This window comes from Blautia caecimuris, assembly GCF_024622975.1.
GTDB lineage: Bacteria > Bacillota > Clostridia > Lachnospirales > Lachnospiraceae > Blautia_A > Blautia_A caecimuris.
Genome location: NZ_JANJZT010000046.1, coordinates 1 through 18,944, shown reverse-complemented (window position 1 = coordinate 18,944; position 18,944 = coordinate 1). Strand labels below are relative to the sequence as shown.

The following is an 18,944-nucleotide window of genomic DNA, read 5'->3' as shown; positions in this document are numbered from 1 at the left end:
TAGTAAAAATCTATTTGCTATCATTATGAGTTCAAAAACGTAGACAGTAAAGCTACCCAAGATTTAAGCGCTTACGAAAACTATTCATTTTACCACGAATTTACCACGATTGAATGAGCCTTGATATGATAATAAAACAACACTAAAAAGACACCATTGACCTACATGGTGTCTTTTGTTAAAAAGCAGTCAATCCTAAGACTAACTGCCTCTATTACAATTTATATTTTATAATTTCACACTGTTTTTAGATATTTTATTACCAAATCATAAGTATAAACCTTTGGTAAATCCGAGTCCCTAACTATCTTCCAAAGGATAGACGCAACTTTTAATTTGTTTTTAAATTGAGTGTTTCTTTCATCAGCACAAAAATCTTTTAAGAATTTATTCCATTCGCAAGTGGAATTATCATATTTTGCATAATCTGATTTACAATAGTAGACGTTCAGCATATCTTGAATTGTAAAAGACGTATCATTCTCTTTTTTTACCTTTCGCCATGCTGTTGCCATATCTGCTGTAAACTTGAAATTATCAACTCCGGTTTGTTGTGAAAAAAATTCTCTAAACTTTGTATTGAATGAAAATCCACAGTCAAGTAAAGGACTATTTAATGTAACTTCTGCTATCAAGTTTGTTCGAGAACGGCTCTTTTTTTTCTTGATTAAGTTACCATTAAAATATTCCTTAATATTTTGATTTAATTCTTGTTTTGTTCCTGTATTATCAATACCAAGCTGTTTACATATTTTTGATAATTCATCACGATACCAATAATATTTAACAAATTCATCGTATGATTTTATCTCATTAAAAGTAGGACGATTATTATTCATTGTTACCACTCCATAATATTTATTGTGAAGTTCATCTAAATATTTCGTTTTTTCTTCTTCAGGAATTTTCAGACCTTCCATTGCCTGTTCTACCGACCACCCCATTGTTTCCATAAGGTTTCTAATTGAAAGAAGAATTCCTTTCTCAATTCCTTTTTCTTCAACGCCTTTACTCAAATTACACATAATAGACACCTCTCTTTCTAATGTCTTTGTCATTTCAATTGAAAAATCATTCAATGTGCTCTGAAGCATCTGAAGACGAAGATACTGATAGTAAAGATCTGTTGAAATTTCCTTCATTTTCGGACTTGTCTTTGGATAATACTTTACCTGAATAATCTCAAATGTATCATCCTCTAAGTATTCTAAACAGATATACTTTACTTGGTTTTTAAGAAGACTCATAATCGCAACATAGTCCTGAAATAAAAAACCCCGAATTTTACTCGTAGCATCTCTATTTTTATCTCCCTCATACATGACCGATAATTTTTCAAGTTCCGTTCTCGTAAGTACACTCACAGATTATTTTCTCCTTTTATTGCGCTAAAATAAGTTCCGAAATTTACCAGAGCTGAAAAACGGTTTTTCAAAAATTCAAAATGAACCAAATCGCTGCGCAATGGTCTGCTATAGGCTGTGGCGCGGTTTTCTATTAGCAAAAGCAGTAGACGTTTGTCTAAATTCTATCATTATGTTGCTCCTTTATTCAAATAAATTTTTATTCAAACAGACTCTATCAAAATCACTTTGATACAATTTATTCTGCTCCCGTGACTAGATATCTCTTTTTTTCTTTTTCGTTTTCTTCCATTTTTCATAGTGTTTTCCATTCCCATGCATAATTATAAACACACTCTCAACTCAATTTTCATGATACTAAATTGCAACTGCACCTTAAAAATCTCCTATTTTCTTCTCAAGACCCTCTGACGAATACAAAAATAATCATCTCTATGTACGAATCGGATCACCCGTCCATCTATTTTTATTATTCCATCTAGTATTTTCTGTCCCTACAGTCCACAGAAACAGTTTAAAAACGAACAAAACAGCTCTCAATACCACTCATTTTCTGCCTTATAAATAAGTATGACACAAAATATTCCACGCTCGTAACTGGTCCAAAAACTTTCTTAGCATCAATTATTCTTTCCACAACATTTTTTATATTTCTTTCCTGAACCACATGGACACGGATCATTTGGATATATTTTCTTTTCTACTCGTATTGGTTCCTCGTTCAGCCCTCTCGGAAACATTGTTGTTTGAATAACATCTGTATTTCTATTTAAGTCAACCGGCACCCCCATAGCCTGCAACTGTGGTGCGGCATCCTTTAAAATTGCTGCTGCTTTAGAACTTGCCGGAACAATTGTTGGCATTTTATCGATAGGCATTTTTCTTGCTATTTCACTTGGTTTGTACCCTCTGTTCTCTTTCATTCGAGTATTGTTATGTGCCGCCACAAGTAACTCTAGCAATTCATTTATCATTTTTTCTTCAAATACAATATTGACTTCCGTCATTTTATTAATAATTTTTGATGGTGATTCGCCTTCATAACTATTTGCCCATACTTGCAGACACCATGTCACTGCCTGTTCATAAGGAAGCCTTAATTTCTTAATGAAAAAAGATTCCAACTTTTTATATTCAGAGGAACTTGCCTCATATCCAGTTCTACATATCTCATCTATCTGCTGTGCCGATGGAATATAAAAATCTTTATCCATCTGTTGTCGAAGCAAGTAAGCAAATTCTTCATTTTCAAACAACTGTAAGTGAACAAATATTCCTTTTTCTGAGTATAACGGGTTCTCTTTTGGCCATCCTTCCATCCCAAGTTTATCCATTGTAAAAAGACACGATTCCACAATATCAACCGGCATTTCCCACAGTATTTCTATCATTTCATCTATAGAGTCCTTCACTTTCTGCCTATACATTTCATAGATAACTTCGATTGGTGCTATTCCATAATATTGTATAAAGAAATGTATGCACTTTACCAGCCAGCCTTTTCTGCATTGCTTCAATTGAAATGCTTTATCATCTATTTTAGAAAAGGCAACAGCAACATCTTCAAATACGCAAAATCTATCAGTTGGATTTTCAAAATATCCAATCCAATATCTGTAAAGCTGCATCGCATCTACCACTTCATTTACAGAAACAGCGGTAGGGGAAATACAAGCTTTCCGAAATAAGTCCATCTGTTCTTTTGTAAGGCATGCCAATCTGCTTCTAAGCATTTCCTCGGCACAAAAAGTATCAACAATTCTATCTATTAAATCAGCTTTTCGAAGTCCCGAGCACTTTTTGATTTCAAAACTCCTTGCCTGATCTAACAGTTCTTCTTTTGTATATTTTGTCAAATATTCTCTTAAAAACATTTCTGCTCCCTATCTATAGTAACTTATCTTCTATAACGAAATCCATATTCTTCTTTTAATCTCTCATATATTTCAAATGCGATCGGACAGACTTCTACTGTTTCCAATACACTGTACAAACTATGTAACCTCTCTGGCTGATCCGTATATGGATATTTCCTGCAATTTTCAGGTTTATATTCTCCCAGCTTACAATTTCCGTCTTTTTTCAGAAAATCACATGGATGATGCTTGGTTACATATATGTTTTCACTTTCTTTTTTTATCAAATAAGACTTTATAAGCTCTTCTTTCGTAATTCCCAAATATTCTGCATCTTTCTCCAAATCTTCTTCTGGAATACTTCCGCAGTACATCTTACAACAGTTCCTACATCTGCTGCAGTCATATTTTGCAAACAACTCTTCGTGAAGTTTTTTGAACTGCTCGTCCAATTCTTTTTCATCTGCATTACATTTTAAAAATGTACGGAATTCAATATTTTCATTTCCCTTTTTCTTCGCTTCAAATTTTACTTTTCTTGGTGCAATCATATTATCACCTCATTTTTCTCATCTTTTGCTGACACTGAGCCTTTTCTCACCCAACTCTGTCCCGTCAAATTTATCCTTTACATATTGACAGGTTGCAAAATAATAATCCTGATTTCCTTTCCATCAAAACTCCTGTTAAAATTTGTTTCAAAAGCATGCCTGTCTTTTATAATTTTTTCTTTGTCGTAGATATAAAAGAATATATAATCCGCCTTATAATGTACAATATCAGCTTCTATTTCTTCTGTCAGCTTTTTTAAGTTTGTTGATGTTCTTGTACACTTTGCTTCTATGATTGTATTTAAAGAAAGAATTTTTATATCGCTTCTAACTGTTCCAACTCCCGAATCATCATTTACCTCTCTTCTGGCGTCTGGACATAGTGGTTTTATAACTGCATAAAGCAAATGCTGTAAATCATATTCATTTTCAATCTGTATTTTTTGCAAATTTTCTGTGGTAAGTGATGCTCTCTTATCCGGTTTTGCTTCCCTAAACGCTTCTAAAAAGAAATAAAAATTCCTCAGAAATCTCTCAAGCTCCCTTTGAATAAATTGTGATGATTTCTCATACTCTTCACACAAAATACTATCCAAATAGATTAACAGATTTTCTTTTGCTTTTAACATATTTTCACGGGTAGATTCTTTCGAAAATTTGTTTACCATATATTTCTGCTTATTCCTGATATTTTGAACAATATCATTCTTATATGTTTCTTGTTTCATCATCTGGTGCAGCTTCGATATAAATTCCTCATATTCCTCTACAGTATCCACTAATTTCAACTTTTCGATATACTCTTTCAGCATATTATCCATTCATTCTCCCCCATCTCAGATAAAACAAAAATAATGGATCCAAAACATACACTTTTCCGTCTTTCCATTCTATTGCTTTATAAATTTCTTCTTTTTCTTTTAGGATTGTTTGTAAATTATTTAAATGACTTTTTACAGAATTTCTATCCGGTTTTCCTTCTGTTTTAGGAATAAGGTTTATGATTCTGTCATAAACTGTGTCAAAATCTAATTCCATAATCGGAGGATTTTTGGCTAACGATTCCACGATCAGTCCATACAAATCCAATTCTTTTCCATCTAATGTTTTGTATAAATTTCTTTTCTTTCCACGCGGATTTGGACCTTTAGACATTACATTTACCACATCGTAATAGTTAAAGTTAACCGTTGTAAATTTATATGCCATTTCCAACATATCAAAATTTACAATATGCTCATTTTTGTCTTCCAACAATGTGCAAATGCTCAGACAAATATACTGCATTAACTGTGGTGATGTAAGGCATTCAACTGCCAACTGTTCTGCAACTTCATCTGTTATCTTAATGTCAAGTTGTTTAAATCCTTTTAAAGCAATCTCTTTTAAATCCTTTTTTTCCCACGCTTCAATATTAATTAAACTCAATCTTCCCGATAAATCTGCATTCTGTCGAATTGCATCGTCTGCCCTATGCGGAAGAGAAACTACGACTACCTTTAATTCTCTTCTAATTGCATCTTTGAGCTGTTGTGCCATTTTTGTCTGCATCTCTTTTGAAGCATAATGAAAATCATCAATTACTAATACTTTATCGTGCTCTTTATAATATTGAATAACGGTATCTTTCGCTAGAACATACTTTTCACTTTTACTATCTGTTTCCTTACTATTTCCTTCATTAACCTCTCTTTCTGTTGTCAATTCTCCTTTATAAGGCAACCCCACTTTTGCAGCAACAATTGCCCAAAAATCTGTGTTGCTGTTAAAATCCGCACCAGAAATTTCAACAATGTTGTCAAATCCAATTACCTTCTCGCATAAGATTGTCTTTCCCATTTTTGATGGTCCAATTAATGATGTAAGGCAACCCGCTGTTCTCAATGCCTGCTTTAAACGCAATTCATATGATATACCTGTATTTTCATAATTCCTGGAGACATATGTATATTCCGGATACGCTCCAGGTTTAAATACATTTTCTGCTTTTAGTCTCATATTAGCACCTCCAAATATTAATTACTCTAATTATAACACATTTTATTACTTTTTAAACATTTTATTACTTTTTATTGGTCTAAATATCATTTGACCATAATATAACTTCATTGTTATACTCCAGCACAAATGATTTTGTTCTCTAGCATACTTAATAGAAAACAAAAAGGCTGAAGCCCATGATGTGACTCCAACCCTTTAATTTCTCTCGACAAAAGAAAACATATAACCCTTGCATTTATATTTAATTATTCTGAATGATATTCACTCCAAATTACCATTTTTGCGTAACAAATTCAATTTCGTAACAATATCATTCTTTCATTTTCAGTTTCGTTTAGTTTCATCCAATCCATACATCTAGTACTTCAAATCACAGAACAACACTATATATTGTTCTTTAGCACTGCTACATTATAGCACTTCAGAAACGTCCGGAAAACACATAGCGAACCTAATATCCACTTTTTCCGGGTCTTTCATGACACTATTGACTTCATTCCCGATATACCGGGCGGGTTTCTCGATTTTTAGTAATATTTCATCATTTAATGCAAGTTTTCTCATATATTTCCTTTCTGTTTTTGTATATATTTCACAAATTCTTTCGAACCTGTTTTTGACTTTTCAAGGTGAAAAATCGATATTTTTTATGTTGTTTTTCGTATGTAAATTTTATTGATTTTACGTGTTTTTCGCTCAAAAATCCGGTTTGGTCATTTTTCTCATATTTCCCTTACTATTTATCACTGGAAAACACCATGCATAATTATACAACACGATACAACATTACAGAAGCATCTGCTATGTGATTGACTCATCCAATCTACACCATTATATACATTTTAGGGAAGAACTTCAAGCAAATATCTTTCGTCAAGCGGAATCAATTGTGCGGCGTTATTCTTAGGCAAAACTTCTAGAGCAAAGGCGATTATTTCGCAGTCGGCATTGTATACAACTCTTTCCGTATTAACATATATTTCTTGAGTAAAATCGGCTGAATAATGCCCTAAGCTTGCAGCAATAGCCTTCATGCTTATTTCAAATTCCGCCAGAATTGTTGCGTATGTATTGCGTAGTTTTCTCCAAGGTATTTTTGTAAAACCACATTTTTCCATTAATCTTGTATATGCATCCTGAGCAAAACCCCGATGGTATGGTTTGCCATCGTCTTGACAACACAGATATCCATAGTCATGAAAATCTGGGATATTTGCACGTAATTCTTCATATTTTTGTCTTTGAAGTATAATTTCATCAATAACAAAGTCAGCCAGCGGGGTTCCTCGGACACTGTTTTTGGTTTTTGTCCGTAGTTCCTGGGTAAGAAGTTTACCATCTTCCAATCCTTCGTTTTTTGTGCTTCTTCCTAACTGATGTTCAATATAAACTTCATGATTACCGAAATCAATATCTTCATATTTTATTGCAATAATTTCTGATATGCGTAAGCCGGCTGTCAGTGCCAATAATAATGCTATAAAAATTTTAGGTTCTTCTTGTTTGCATAGGTATAACATTATCGTAACCTGCTGAAGTGTATATACTGCCGGTAAAGCTGGAGGCTGATCAACATGTTCTTCCTTCTTATTATTCTCTATTTCACATTTTTTCTCTGTTTTTCGTTTTACTTTTATTGCAGATTTTACAGGATTCAAATAGATAATATGATTTTCCAATGCGTATTGAAACGATCCACCAATAACGCCATATGCACTTCTCAATACGGAGTCGTAGGGGATGCTATCGAGCGCTGCAATCAAATCATCTCTTTGTATAGCTGTGATTTTTTTATCCCCCCAGACTACCAGAAAATAATTATATATGATATTCCGATATGCCGTATAGGTGTTATAAGCAATATCAGCTTCATCAATCATATAATAGTAAAGCCAATAATCAAAAAATTCTCTGGCTGTATATTCAAATGGCACAAATGTTTTTTCGTGAAGTTGTTTGATTGTATTTTCTCTTGCTTTTATCGCTTCTGTTTTAGAAACAAATCCCCCTCTTTGCATTGGACAAACTTTTCCCGATTCAAAAACAATTTCAAAACGAAAACAGTATTTTTTCCGAGCTTTGACATAAGTTACACTATCACTGAATTTCCATGAAATAATTTTACCGTAGAAGAAAGTTTCACTGACCGGAGGTTTTATGATAGGTTTTACATGCATACTATCCCTCCTTTGCTGCGAACTTTGACGGCATCAATTGCCGGATCCATTACAGAATCAATAGTTTTTGCTATTTCTTTCTTCGCTTCCATGATTCCACAATAGATTTCAAATGTTGTAGCTACACTTTTATGTCCCATTAATTTTGATATCTTTTCCAATGAAACACCCTGCTCGATCAGTATCGTAGCAAACATATGACGAAGCCCATGCATTGTAATGTGTGGAAGTCCATTGCGTTTGCAAATTCTTTTTATTGCTTCAGTGTAAGTTCCATCTGACTTTATATTTCCCTTTATGCCAAGACAGATATATTCAGCCCATTCATGATTTTCTGTAAGTTTGAGAATTTCTTCATTTTCCTTTTTCCTTATTTCCAATTCATCAAAAATAAAAGCTGAAATGATCAATGTTCGATAGCTGCTATAAGATTTTGGCGGTTTGGTGGATAATCTTTGAGTAGCGATTTTGTATGTACGATCCTCTTCAATAACTACATCGTAATCACGTGTTATTTGTCGATTTATGGATACTGTGTGTTGCAAAAAATCAAAATCTTTGTATTTTAATCCCATTATTTCCCCTTTTCTAAGACCGCAAAACAGTGCTAGCAACACCTCTAAATAGATGGAATGGTATTCCTTTGCTGCAGCAAGAAAGATCTTAACTTGTGCCTTGGTTAGAATCGTAATTTTAGGGGAATTCCAATATCGTTTTTTAACTCCTGGTAGTGGATCATTTTTTAAATATCCGTCATTTAATGCATCAGTTAATGCCAAATGAATGACTTTATTTTGAATATCCATCACATTCATCAATCAGGTCGTCTAAAAACTTCGTGGTAACCATGCCTAATAAAACATCTCGTTTTACTTTAGGTAAAATGATCTGATAGATGGTCCATGAATAGCCAACTTTGGCAGAACTATCACTATATGGCAAATATAAGTTTTTCATCCAAAAATCCAGATATTCCGTAAAAGTATATTGAATATTGGTTAGTCTTTTTATTCGCTCTATATCTTTTTGAAACTTCTCATTGAAGAAAAAATAACTTTGTTCAGCCTGCTCTTTGTCGGAAAAACCGCTTTTTATTTCATATTCTATTGTATAAGTATAAAGATTGATTTCTTTTATAATATGATTCCATGTATTATTTTCATAAAACACAACCTCTTTTCCTATAATATCGTTGTTCATATATAAGCCTCCTCATGTGATGACTTAAATACCTCAATGAAACCTTATCAAAATGATAAAATTTACGTCAACAGAAACGTATGTCCGGCTAAAGATCATTCTGTCTCTCCGTTCAACCAGTTATCAAAAGGTACTTTAGGAACTCTATATAGATTTCCTATTTTCAAGACTTTAAAAGGATGCTGCATTTTATAGGTTTCTCTAATCAGTTCATATGCGGCACTTCTGCTGATTCCCAAAATATTTTGTATTTCTTCTACCTCATAGACTTTTTTTACTGTTTTATTTTCCACTTGTCCTCCTTTCCAAGTTTCTCGTTTTATATGTTTTTTATTAAAAGGAGTCTTATACTATAATTTCTCGTAAGCCCATTTTGTGTTATAGAAACAAAAAGTCTATTACCGGACATACAAAAACAACTATTTACCCGAAGTTGTTTCTAACAAATAAAAAGTTCACCACTCTCCTTTTTCTGTAAATAAATAAAAAAACGGTCCAGCATTTTTGCCAGACCGCTCATTTTACATAAAATTCACTACAACAAATCCAAATGTATCTATAAAACGTAATTTTATGGCAATTCAATAAAACAGCTTTGCGCCTTATTAAATTGCCTGATATTTTTAAGTTTACATGTTGTACCCAAGCCATGATTTCAATTGTATTTCAGTATTTTCCGTATATCCCCAGTCATCAGTTCCTATATATCTCCTATCTTCCCCATTATTAATGAGCGATACTTTAGATATTACTGTTCCCCAAAAATTTACTAAAACATGAGAACTTAATTCACATGGGATCCCCATGCACTCATCATCATGTCGCACTTCATAACAGTAAAAGCCTTTTGGAACACTTTCTCTTTGAATTCTTCCCGAACAGAAAAGTGCCAAAGTATCAAAAATTTCTATTTCTTCAAAAGTTTCTTTCCTTGCATCATATCTTTCCATATTTACCTCTTCTTTCTACTACAAAATATCCGTCTGTCAGAATAATGCCTAAAAGGTATCTCTATTTAAGACCTTTTAATATAAACATGTATTCAAATACTGTTTCACCACATTCAATCCAGCCTGGTTTTCAGATGGTATTTTACTTTCCTCTTCCAGCCATTCAAGAAACACTCTTCTTTTTTCTTCATATTCCCGCACAACACCCCTAAGTCTTCGGATTTCCTGTTGGCAGGAAAACATTCTTTCTTCATCTGTCATATCAAACTCCTATTCTCTTTTTTCGTAATGAAAGTAATAACCCTAATCCATTTTGCAAATCCAATTCTCTTCAGTAGCTATTTCGTTTGCTTTCAGTTGATGTTCCACCTTTGGTCCAGCAAGTAACAACATTCTGAACAATTCTGGAAGATGCTCTTTTCCCAGCTTTTCCTCAAACTGCTGTATCCACTGCTCCTGAATTTCATTTGAAATACTTATCTTCCGGCAGTCAAATCCATAACCTTCTGGTGCTGTTGTCTGCAATTCATCTGCCACTTTTTCATAAAAGATTGTCAAACTCATCGTTTCAATGAAAGAATCTACGGTTTCCTGTGTTATTTCTTTTACCGTTTTCATTTGTAATCTCCTCCTATCAGATTAACAAGGTCCTCCTGCTGCACCATGAAAAGCTCCTGCCGGGTATTTCCATTTGCCGTTCACATAAACAGACTCGACTGGAAACTCACCCGTAAGCAGACTTTGAATCGCTTCTTTATCGCCATGATATACACATGAGTCCGCACTACCGATATATGTTTCCAGATCGCAATGGTTGTCCAGCGTAAATCCAAGAACTTTTTCATCCTGGCATAAAAGAGCATATTCTTTCGGATACAGTTCCCTGATTCCAGCAAATAATCGGGGCGTAGAGAAAATACACATTGCACAACTACAGCGGTTCCAACCAGCCCGATAACAAGGATGTGGGTTTACTTTATGCCGCTTCCGCACTTCCCAAATATCTCTTTCACTGTAATCAATAACCGGACGCCATTGGTGTACAGTACGGTGGTGTTTGGAAACTGCATTGGTACGATGAATTTCTATTTCATTATATTTGCTTCTACCTACGGATTCACCACGCCTTTCCCCCGATACAATTAATAATTTTATATTCTTTCGTGTCTTTGTTAAATTAGCAGCCACACTGTTCATGTTTCGCAAAACGGTATCCGCTACCATGATTTTTAGATAAGCAGAACACCAGCGCCGGCTCAAATCTCCACTTTTCATTGGAAATTTCATTCGATAACCGAATTCCGCCAGTTTATTTTCCATTTCTGATATTGCTGCCACTTTTAACTTTTGACATTCCATATACTTTTTTGATGGAGGACATTGATAAATTTCCCCTGTCTCTGGATCTACCCATTCAATTAATTCCGACGCCCCAATACGATACAACTCTCCGAAAAATCCATTTTTCCTCCAAGATACCCGAAGTGGAATCTGTTCTGCTTCGGCAAATGAACGTATATAATTTGCAGTACATCTCCAATCCATAGTTCGTGAGGGGTGTCCACCGTCTACATCATGATGCCAAAACTCGATTTTGGATTTGGGTACGCCTAACTCCAATAGTTTGTAATAACAGGCAATGCTGTCCTTACCGCCGGATATTAAAACTATAACCAAATCATACATTTCCAAAGGCAGTAATTCTTCAAGATACATTTTTTTCATATACTCTGTGTCTTTCCTTCCAGAAACTCGTGGGTGAATTCTTTTACCAGTTCCATATATCGGAATATCCGATTTTCCATATATAACTGGAGTCTCTTTGGTACAATCTGCATCCCGAATGAAATCCGGCTGGAACAGAGCAAGCTGACCATTTGACTGCTGAAAATATCCTTCCTTTTTCTTCAATACTATCCACCTCATTTTTAAATCCTATTTCAAACATTCTTTTTCTACCAAAAGCGCTGTTTTCCTTTGCCTTGAAAAATATGATTTTCCATTGTAGATCCAAGTACTCCCACGCGGCGCAGTCATTGAACCGGTAATCTTTTTCCAGCCTGAAGGCATTGCTGTATATAGTTCTACATCTGTTCTTATTGCAAACTCTATAATCCTGTCAAATTCTTCCATCCTTTTCACCCTTACATTGTCACATTTGCTACTTTGTGTAAAAAGGAAAGAATTTTATCTTTCCTTTTTACACCTCATCATATTTCCATAGCTTTATGTATGCTGACAGTTTTTCTTATAGCCTTTTAGGTACAGGTTATAATCATTCGCTCTTGTTATAAATCTAATCCAGTAGTCTGCTACGTGACCATTCATAAAAAAATTATACTCATTTTCACCTACATGCGAAGATGGATGTCCCTTACAAAATTCTCTTAATATTTCCAGATTATAAAACTGCGTCACCAGACAACGATAAATATCCTGTGATTCTCGGTTAAATGCTTTCGTCCAAAGCTCACCTCTACAGGGAAAATAGTTTCCATGCCATCCGTCTCCATTCCAGTATGCACGAATATGTCCTATTTGGGCATCTGGATGTTGCCCTGACTGTAAAGAATCCGGTGCTTCTAAACAATGCTCGAACACATCAAGAAAATTGCAGGTTTCCATCAACTCAAACAACATGCTTTCTTTTTTACTCATATAACCCCTCTTTCTATGCGGCATTGTTTTCCGTCATTTGTGTATCACATTCCGGATAAAAGTATAGTTTCCCATTTTCCGTAATATGTTCACAAAGTTCTTTGTTACCAACCATGTTCCATAGCACATTATCTAAAATGCCTTTTAGAATCATATCCTCATTGCTTTTGGGAAAAGAAGTATTATATCTTGCTTCTAATTCTTTATAGAACTTGTCATACGCAACCACACCGGTTTCAGAATTTTGAATAAGCTCATGAATTACCTGTTGCATATTTTTTCTTTCCGACCATAATTCAAGAAGATGTTCTTTTCCTGTCATATCTATATTATTATTCATAGTCCTCCTTTCCAGCTTATGCTGCCTGTTGAAGAGTATCCGGCATTTCCATAAGATCTGCTTCCAAAACGTCTGCCAGATATTTTCCTTGAAATAATCCGCCATTAATTTTGACTTTCTTTTTACGCATTTCTGCATAGGATTCTATTCGGAGCTGCCGACTTCGGTTCGCAAGCTCTCTGTCATTTTCAGTAATCCTTTTCTGAATTTCCTGCTGCCACTCTCTTAAAAAAGCTGAAGCTGCTTCAATATCTTTATTCTGTCGGTCATATTCTGTCCGTTTCTGCCGAATGACTCCGCCTGGTTCTACTTCCAGGGTATAGTACGGCGTGTCAGGCTGTTTCGTATTTCTCAAAAACAAAATATAAGTTTCCTGCTCATTGATACGTTCCAGATATTCTGTTTTCTTATCAATACAATGATGAAGTGCCTGTCCCTCTTTTAAAATATCTTCAATACACCGAGGTGCTAAAATAGTAAACGTTTCGTCGCTGTATTCGTATTTCTCCCTCAAACCAGAAAGTACACTATTTATATTCGGATATTTATCAGCCAGTTCTCCTGCTGTTACAGATAACTGATTATCCTCAATATATTTGATTAGATCATTGTGTCGTTTATATAGTTTCGTTGCCCGATAAACAATCTCATCATTGATATTCATTTTCACACGTTTTGCCATAGAAATGTAGTCTTTCCATGTTGTGAGAACTTGAGAAATACTGTCTTTTCTTTTTCCCTTCTGACGAATGAGATAATTTCTGATCTGAACATAACTCATTTTCGAATGAATAAAGTTTAACTCATTGGGTTCTATGTGATTTTCCATATACCAAAAAATTAATTCATCATCCAGATAATGTGGTGAGCGATTTTCTTCTTGAAGCCACGTAAGATATTTCATATTTCCATCATTCTTTCGAAGACGCTTCAATGCATCTTTGTTGATTCCAAGCCGCGAATGCAAAGCACCATGATCTTGAAAAGAAGATATTTTCAGTGGATTTTCCAGAACTTCATAAGATAGCGTTTTTAGCTTTGCCTTAACCAGTTGCTCCAATATGGGTGCTTTTCTTAATGAGCGCAAATAATCTCGTGGCTGAAAATAACTTTTCCCCTTTAATATTTCAGGAAGACCGGTCATTTTTAGTTCCTTTTTAGAGAGATCCGGAATTGTCCTTGCATATACGGCTCCAGAACTATTATCTACATAACTATAATAATAGTACCAATAGTTGTTACTGTGAGTTTCTCCACGTATCCAACGATTACCACGATGCTTATAATCTCCAAAATAAAAAGGTGTTTCTTTAAAATCCATGTCATATAGATAGCGATTTTTTTCAGAACAGATTGCTACTGGATTTTGATAACTATTTTTTCCTATAGCCATGCGTACCGAAAATTCCCTTATAATAAAACCTGGATAGCAGCGTTGAAGTAAATACGCCGTTTCTTGTTTTGTCCAAATCGGTCCGAATTTTCCGATAGATTTAAACTGCACCTTCTGACCACAATTCGGACAGACACCTTTTTCGTTATATTTTGGTTTTTCTATCACAACCTTTTTGCCACAACAAGTGCAATAGCCATCTGTCGGACCGCTTCTCTTATACTGATAAAATATATAATGTTCCGAGATTGCCTTGCGGAGAACCCATTTTTTCCAGTCTTTTGGAAGGCTGCGCACAGGTTTTAACATCCTATCCCATTCATCTGTTATACGTTTGTATTGCTTATCCCGGTGTTTTTCTAAAACAGATGATTGATAGTCGCATATTGCCAAAAAATTACCACGTTCTATCTTCAAGTACTTTTGGATTTTTATCCCATCCTTTTCAGAGATATAGTGTTGAGAAGAATAGTACGAGAAATCTGTATCCAGATTGTTTAACATCGCTGTTCTCCATTTGCCTATCTCAGTTTCAAATGATATATATTCTTCAGACTTTCTATTAAAATAAACAACATACGTTGGATATTTTGAACCCGAACGTACAAATTCAGTTTTAAAAATAGAAAGGATCAAATACCCTTTTTCAACTTTTGCCTTTATATAGCTGTTATATTTATATGCTTTTCTTTTTCCCCATAGTTTTTGGCTAACAATGGGAACATCCTTTTCAATCTCCTCCTTCAACTGTTTTGTTAATTTAGGTGGAGTAAGAGTTACTAAAAATTTTTTCTTCATGCACAAATCTCCTCCTGATGATTTTCGATTCCTTTTACCGTATAGCAGATTCCCGGATAACACTTTTTCCCGTCTATCTTTAAAAATGCCACTTCTTCTATTGCAGAACAATTATCCTCTTCTTTCAAAAGAATAAGAATATCTCCTAACTGTCCATGTGCATTCGGATTTTTTCCTCGAACAACAGCAAAACCGTTATGGGCTTCTGCATATTCTTTTTTTACATGCCCATTCCAAGTACGTTCTGGATGTTCTACCATGTAAATAAGTGCCTCAAACAATAATTGTTCTAAAGTCAGTCGTTTTAGCAGATATATCTCCGTACAGGATATTTTACTGTCAAATTCATCTTCATCAAGATCACCTGCGGCTTCTACTTCATAATAAACGGAATTTCTCCAGTTTCTATAATAACTCAGACAATCTAGCGGATTTTCTGCACAATGAAATCCATTCTCTCCGCAATTAGCTTTATCCGTTTTATTCCATGCATTCTCTTTAAATTTGTATCCTAAACAAGACAGATCCTTATGAAATCCCTTATATGCTTTCATCTGTACATTCCTTTCTATTCATTATCCAGTTGCATCATATCAAACATAGAAAGCTGGATATTCTCTTCTTTTTTCTTTTTAGCTGGTGCCGGAGCTGAATTCTTTGCAGGAATTGTAGGTGACGTTTTCACAGAAGTCTTTTTCTTTCCGTTCTGTTGTACGCTTTTCTTTTGCTTAGAGATTCTTTTCTTCTGTTCTTTTTCTTTTTTATCTGCTTCCTGTTTAGCATCATCCAACGCATAATAATCTTCAGCCCATTGATATACCTGAATTTCAGAAATTCCAAGCGCTACATTTTGCTCTCTTCCTGTTACAGGCTGTTTCCCATTAACTCTCTTTTCATGCTCCTTCTGTGCTATACTGTAAGCCTGTTCCATAATATAATTCATACATTTTTGAATAGTTTTATGTTTCTGAAGCACCTGCATACTAAACGCCGGATTTTCTTCTGCTTTTTGAATTAGATAACGGGAAACGATATCTGTAAACATCTGATCTTTTAAAAGCCACATTTCTTCTCTTAGTTTCTCGACGGCAGAAGAATATTCCTTTTCTTCCAATGGTATCTCTGCAAGTTGAGCTCTTTTCCCTGAAATAAAGTCCTGTATATGATCTTCCGGAACCAGCCATTTGGCTGCGAGTGACTTTAATTCCGAAAAATTTTGCGAAAGCCTTAAGTGAACAGCCATTGCGTTTAATTCCTCTGTATTATGAATCATTTTTTCAAACAATATAAAATCCTCCTTTATAAAAACGGAGAGCCGAAAGACTCTCCATTTAGATATCAGGCTGCTGCATCATTTTGCATTGCCTCTTCCATTTCTTTTTCTACTTCTTTTGCAATTCTTCTTCGTTCTTTATCGTCTTCCTCCAAAAGTCCGATTAACTCAATCAAAACACGAACGCACCATGCATTTGCATTCCATTTTTCAGAAAGAATACGTGTTTCTTCTACTACAGCTTCCCAGTCTTTTCCTTCTAATTCGCGATCCCGATATTTTTTATAAATTTCATAGCATTCTTTCATCACTTTTGGAACCGGAATTGATGTCGCTGCATCCAAATTTGCAAGAAGTCCGATTAACATTCTATGGTTCTCATACTTCTTACAGATTTCTTGAATTCCTATCTGGGATGTTCCTCGATAAAGTGCCATAAAATCATTGAAAATTGCCGCTATCTTTTTCTGATCTGTCATTCGTTTCCTCCTTCCTAAGATGCTTCAAGGTCGTAGATGCTTAATTGTCCTTGAACTTGATAATCGTCCTCTTTTTTTATTACTTCCTTTTCAGGTGTTTTTGTTATTTTGAAGGGGATAGATCGAACTCTTTTTGCACTCTCCTGGATTTGTTCCCATAACATTCCAGGTGTTCCCAATTCACGCATCACAACCAGATCATCTTCAGCAACAGCATTTAAAAGACTTTGGACTTTACCATATACCTCTGTAACTCCTGTCTCACTTCTCTGCTTTTTATTCAAATAAGAGAATTTTGCCATTAGGTATCGATAATCATCTGAAGAAAAATAATCTTCTGCTGATTTCTGTGCCTGTGTCCGAATTGTTTCAGCCTGTGCCATATATTTTTCAGGCATTTTCTTTGGAACTGTATAAGAAAGTTTGCTTCCAAGGTTTTCCAGATGACTTTTTGCGTGTAAGATTTCCTGTCGATATCTATTCAGAACAATCCCATCCGTACACATACTTTCTGCATCTCCATAGGTATAAACTTTTTCCCATGCATACAATAGTATTTTTAGTTTCTGTTCCCAGATTTCCAAAGAACAGGAATCTATCGTTGTCCCTCTCTCTTGCATTTTTGCAGGCATACATCCACCTCCTGCTATCTTCTATGTTTCCTCTTTTTTTCCTTTTTCTCTTTCTATCCGTCTCCGTACGGTAGAAGGATAGCAATGAAAAGCATTTGATATTTCTTCCAACGTATAACCGGCTTTTCTAAGTCGATACATCATTGCACCTACTTCGTTATCCGTCATCTTGTCAGTGTTTTCTATCCGTACTTTCTTTTTTAGGATTTTCTGGCAGAGTGGATAATCCGGGCCATACTTATACATCAGAATAGATTCATATACATCAAGATTACAAAGGATTGCAATCAACAAACAATAGTAACCACTGTCTTCATCCCAGTTTGCCATTCCTGCACCTCCCTACATATAACTCAGCCGATATAAGCCCTTATGATTTGTAAGAAATATATTTCGGTGCTCGTAGATGGTGGCGCGGATACGTTCCTTATAATGCTTGTTCTTTGCTGATTTAGGATGTTCCTTTAACTCCTCATAAAGCTGAGACAAAGACAGGATTCCACCGGATTCTTCCATGACTGCACAGATAAGATGAAACCAGGTAAGAGCTTTGGAGTCCTGTGTCCGAAGACAAAAAATGCCGCCCCTTCGAAAAGAATATGGTATCTGAAACACATCTTCTTTCTGAAACAGCAGCAAATGCTCTGTCACAATCGGAATAAACGGATGCCGGCTGTGATTACATTTATTCTGTTATTCTGCAATCATCACATTTCTGTCACAATCGGAATAAACGGATGCCGGCTGTGATAGCTCTGTCCACTGGATGAACATCCAAACTGAGCTTTTACAATCCATGATTTCATTGTGCCCATTGTCATGACATCATTAGCAATCGAATGAAATTCGCCCTTTTGACGGATATCACCGACTAAAAGAGCTAATGCACCTCCCGACCGCAGACTGAAAAACATTTTTTTAATCACAAGATTGAGCTTTTCAATAAAATCTTCATAGTTTTCGCATCGGCTCAGGTCATCTGCATGAGGCTTTCCCCACATATTACCGGAATATCGTATGATGGAATGATATGGGGGATGTAAAAATATAAGATCTGCACTGTCTTTTACATCATCCTTTAAAGCGTTCCATCCACCAACCCCACAGGTTAATTCAGGATTCAGATCATATTGTACGCATTGTATCCCTAAATTTGATGCAACGTCACCACTGGTTCCTGAACCGCACATAGGATCTAGTATAGAATAAATTAAATTTCTGCTATATATTTTTGAGATGATGTATGGTAAAATAGTGTTATCAAAGAAAGGA

22 protein-coding genes and 2 pseudogenes are annotated in these 18,944 nt (G+C 35.0%); all 24 read right to left on the bottom strand.

Translation table 11 applies throughout. The annotated features are described in order from the left end of the window. Positions 1 to 236: 236 nt before the first annotated feature. Positions 237 to 839 carry an SAP domain-containing protein gene (locus NSA57_RS17985; protein ID WP_257465671.1) on the bottom strand — a complete coding sequence of 201 codons (603 nt, stop codon included), beginning with the start codon at positions 837 to 839 and terminating at the stop codon, positions 237 to 239. A gap of 1,145 nt (positions 840 to 1,984) precedes the next feature. Further along, positions 1,985 to 2,071: pseudogene (locus tag NSA57_RS20015) on the bottom strand (SEC-C metal-binding domain-containing protein); the annotation flags it as partial. 1,190 nt (positions 2,072 to 3,261) lie between these two features. After that, the gene (locus NSA57_RS17975; RefSeq protein WP_257465668.1) at positions 3,262 to 3,771 is read right to left on the bottom strand and encodes a YkgJ family cysteine cluster protein; all 510 of its coding nucleotides are present in this window, start codon (positions 3,769 to 3,771) and stop codon (positions 3,262 to 3,264) included. Between the two features lie 77 nt (positions 3,772 to 3,848). After that, entirely contained in the window at positions 3,849 to 4,592 is a 744-nt protein-coding gene (locus tag NSA57_RS17970) for a PD-(D/E)XK nuclease domain-containing protein (protein ID WP_118044006.1), read from the bottom strand. Beyond that, positions 4,585 to 5,769: an ATP-binding protein gene (locus NSA57_RS17965; RefSeq protein ID WP_008975335.1), complete on the bottom strand. Its 1,185-nt coding sequence runs from the start codon at positions 5,767 to 5,769 to the stop codon at positions 4,585 to 4,587. Before NSA57_RS17965 ends, NSA57_RS17970 begins: the two co-directional genes overlap by 8 nt. A gap of 845 nt (positions 5,770 to 6,614) precedes the next feature. Further along, positions 6,615 to 7,949, bottom strand: a complete 1,335-nt coding sequence (locus NSA57_RS17960) for a tyrosine-type recombinase/integrase (RefSeq protein ID WP_257465667.1) — start codon at positions 7,947 to 7,949, stop codon at positions 6,615 to 6,617. Beyond that, positions 7,940 to 8,764: a site-specific integrase gene (locus NSA57_RS17955; RefSeq protein ID WP_257465670.1), complete on the bottom strand. Its 825-nt coding sequence runs from the start codon at positions 8,762 to 8,764 to the stop codon at positions 7,940 to 7,942. The genes NSA57_RS17960 and NSA57_RS17955 overlap by 10 nt, the downstream gene beginning before the upstream one ends. Next, on the bottom strand, positions 8,739 to 9,149 hold the full coding sequence (locus NSA57_RS17950) for a hypothetical protein (RefSeq protein ID WP_257465666.1): 411 nt from the start codon (positions 9,147 to 9,149) through the stop codon (positions 8,739 to 8,741). Before NSA57_RS17950 ends, NSA57_RS17955 begins: the two co-directional genes overlap by 26 nt. A gap of 95 nt (positions 9,150 to 9,244) precedes the next feature. Continuing rightward, positions 9,245 to 9,442 carry a helix-turn-helix domain-containing protein gene (locus NSA57_RS17945; RefSeq protein WP_022038107.1) on the bottom strand — a complete coding sequence of 66 codons (198 nt, stop codon included), beginning with the start codon at positions 9,440 to 9,442 and terminating at the stop codon, positions 9,245 to 9,247. Positions 9,443 to 9,778: 336 nt separating this feature from the next. Beyond that, positions 9,779 to 10,099, bottom strand: coding sequence for an LPD28 domain-containing protein (locus tag NSA57_RS17940; RefSeq protein ID WP_257465665.1), 321 nt, complete (start codon positions 10,097 to 10,099; stop codon positions 9,779 to 9,781). A gap of 75 nt (positions 10,100 to 10,174) precedes the next feature. Beyond that, the gene (locus tag NSA57_RS17935; protein ID WP_257465664.1) at positions 10,175 to 10,360 is read right to left on the bottom strand and encodes a hypothetical protein; all 186 of its coding nucleotides are present in this window, start codon (positions 10,358 to 10,360) and stop codon (positions 10,175 to 10,177) included. 42 nt (positions 10,361 to 10,402) lie between these two features. Further along, positions 10,403 to 10,717 (bottom strand): hypothetical protein, encoded by a 315-nt coding sequence (locus NSA57_RS17930; protein WP_213049435.1) that lies wholly within the window; start codon positions 10,715 to 10,717, stop codon positions 10,403 to 10,405. Positions 10,718 to 10,738: 21 nt separating this feature from the next. Further along, positions 10,739 to 12,010, bottom strand: a complete 1,272-nt coding sequence (locus NSA57_RS17925; RefSeq protein ID WP_257465663.1) for a phosphoadenosine phosphosulfate reductase domain-containing protein — start codon at positions 12,008 to 12,010, stop codon at positions 10,739 to 10,741. Positions 12,011 to 12,034: 24 nt separating this feature from the next. Beyond that, positions 12,035 to 12,232 carry a hypothetical protein gene (locus NSA57_RS17920; protein ID WP_257465661.1) on the bottom strand — a complete coding sequence of 66 codons (198 nt, stop codon included), beginning with the start codon at positions 12,230 to 12,232 and terminating at the stop codon, positions 12,035 to 12,037. A gap of 93 nt (positions 12,233 to 12,325) precedes the next feature. Then, a complete protein-coding gene (locus NSA57_RS17915) occupies positions 12,326 to 12,757 on the bottom strand; it encodes a hypothetical protein (protein ID WP_257465659.1) in 432 nt (143 codons plus the stop codon). Positions 12,758 to 12,770: 13 nt separating this feature from the next. Continuing rightward, positions 12,771 to 13,097 (bottom strand): hypothetical protein, encoded by a 327-nt coding sequence (locus NSA57_RS17910; RefSeq protein WP_257465658.1) that lies wholly within the window; start codon positions 13,095 to 13,097, stop codon positions 12,771 to 12,773. 16 nt (positions 13,098 to 13,113) lie between these two features. Beyond that, entirely contained in the window at positions 13,114 to 15,288 is a 2,175-nt protein-coding gene (locus NSA57_RS17905) for a PcfJ domain-containing protein (protein ID WP_257465657.1), read from the bottom strand. Next, positions 15,285 to 15,842: a DUF7666 domain-containing protein gene (locus NSA57_RS17900; RefSeq protein ID WP_257465656.1), complete on the bottom strand. Its 558-nt coding sequence runs from the start codon at positions 15,840 to 15,842 to the stop codon at positions 15,285 to 15,287. The genes NSA57_RS17905 and NSA57_RS17900 overlap by 4 nt, the downstream gene beginning before the upstream one ends. Before the next feature lie 14 nt (positions 15,843 to 15,856). Beyond that, a complete protein-coding gene (locus NSA57_RS17895) occupies positions 15,857 to 16,573 on the bottom strand; it encodes a PcfK-like family protein (RefSeq protein ID WP_257465655.1) in 717 nt (238 codons plus the stop codon). 53 nt (positions 16,574 to 16,626) lie between these two features. Further along, entirely contained in the window at positions 16,627 to 17,040 is a 414-nt protein-coding gene (locus tag NSA57_RS17890; protein WP_195553774.1) for a hypothetical protein, read from the bottom strand. 14 nt (positions 17,041 to 17,054) lie between these two features. Beyond that, positions 17,055 to 17,672 carry a hypothetical protein gene (locus NSA57_RS17885; protein WP_257465654.1) on the bottom strand — a complete coding sequence of 206 codons (618 nt, stop codon included), beginning with the start codon at positions 17,670 to 17,672 and terminating at the stop codon, positions 17,055 to 17,057. 21 nt (positions 17,673 to 17,693) lie between these two features. Further along, on the bottom strand, positions 17,694 to 18,002 hold the full coding sequence (locus tag NSA57_RS17880) for an RNA polymerase sigma factor sigma-70 region 4 domain-containing protein (RefSeq protein WP_257465653.1): 309 nt from the start codon (positions 18,000 to 18,002) through the stop codon (positions 17,694 to 17,696). A gap of 12 nt (positions 18,003 to 18,014) precedes the next feature. Further along, positions 18,015 to 18,287, bottom strand: coding sequence for a hypothetical protein (locus NSA57_RS17875; protein WP_257465652.1), 273 nt, complete (start codon positions 18,285 to 18,287; stop codon positions 18,015 to 18,017). Between the two features lie 92 nt (positions 18,288 to 18,379). Then, positions 18,380 to 18,944, bottom strand: a pseudogene (locus tag NSA57_RS17870) (site-specific DNA-methyltransferase); the annotation flags it as partial.

Bases quoted from the DNA above. Each gene is read 5' to 3' on its own strand.
- NSA57_RS17935 (WP_257465664.1), bottom strand. From the start codon at position 10,360: ATGACAGATGAAGAAAGAATGTTTTCCTGCCAACAGGAAATCCGAAGA.
- NSA57_RS17955 (WP_257465670.1), bottom strand. From the start codon at position 8,764: ATGAATGTGATGGATATTCAAAATAAAGTCATTCATTTGGCATTAACT.
- NSA57_RS17920 (WP_257465661.1), bottom strand. From the start codon at position 12,232: ATGGAAGAATTTGACAGGATTATAGAGTTTGCAATAAGAACAGATGTA.
- NSA57_RS17940 (WP_257465665.1), bottom strand. From the start codon at position 10,099: ATGGAAAGATATGATGCAAGGAAAGAAACTTTTGAAGAAATAGAAATT.
- NSA57_RS17960 (WP_257465667.1), bottom strand. From the start codon at position 7,949: ATGCATGTAAAACCTATCATAAAACCTCCGGTCAGTGAAACTTTCTTC.
- NSA57_RS17970 (WP_118044006.1), bottom strand. From the start codon at position 4,592: ATGGATAATATGCTGAAAGAGTATATCGAAAAGTTGAAATTAGTGGAT.
- NSA57_RS17915 (WP_257465659.1), bottom strand. From the start codon at position 12,757: ATGAGTAAAAAAGAAAGCATGTTGTTTGAGTTGATGGAAACCTGCAAT.
- NSA57_RS17885 (WP_257465654.1), bottom strand. From the start codon at position 17,672: ATGCCTGCAAAAATGCAAGAGAGAGGGACAACGATAGATTCCTGTTCT.
- NSA57_RS17930 (WP_213049435.1), bottom strand. From the start codon at position 10,717: ATGAAAACGGTAAAAGAAATAACACAGGAAACCGTAGATTCTTTCATT.
- NSA57_RS17965 (WP_008975335.1), bottom strand. From the start codon at position 5,769: ATGAGACTAAAAGCAGAAAATGTATTTAAACCTGGAGCGTATCCGGAA.
- NSA57_RS17890 (WP_195553774.1), bottom strand. From the start codon at position 17,040: ATGACAGATCAGAAAAAGATAGCGGCAATTTTCAATGATTTTATGGCA.
- NSA57_RS17910 (WP_257465658.1), bottom strand. From the start codon at position 13,097: ATGAATAATAATATAGATATGACAGGAAAAGAACATCTTCTTGAATTA.
- NSA57_RS17905 (WP_257465657.1), bottom strand. From the start codon at position 15,288: ATGAAGAAAAAATTTTTAGTAACTCTTACTCCACCTAAATTAACAAAA.
- NSA57_RS17880 (WP_257465653.1), bottom strand. From the start codon at position 18,002: ATGGCAAACTGGGATGAAGACAGTGGTTACTATTGTTTGTTGATTGCA.
- NSA57_RS17985 (WP_257465671.1), bottom strand. From the start codon at position 839: ATGAATAATAATCGTCCTACTTTTAATGAGATAAAATCATACGATGAA.
- NSA57_RS17900 (WP_257465656.1), bottom strand. From the start codon at position 15,842: ATGAAAGCATATAAGGGATTTCATAAGGATCTGTCTTGTTTAGGATAC.
- NSA57_RS17975 (WP_257465668.1), bottom strand. From the start codon at position 3,771: ATGATTGCACCAAGAAAAGTAAAATTTGAAGCGAAGAAAAAGGGAAAT.
- NSA57_RS17950 (WP_257465666.1), bottom strand. From the start codon at position 9,149: ATGAACAACGATATTATAGGAAAAGAGGTTGTGTTTTATGAAAATAAT.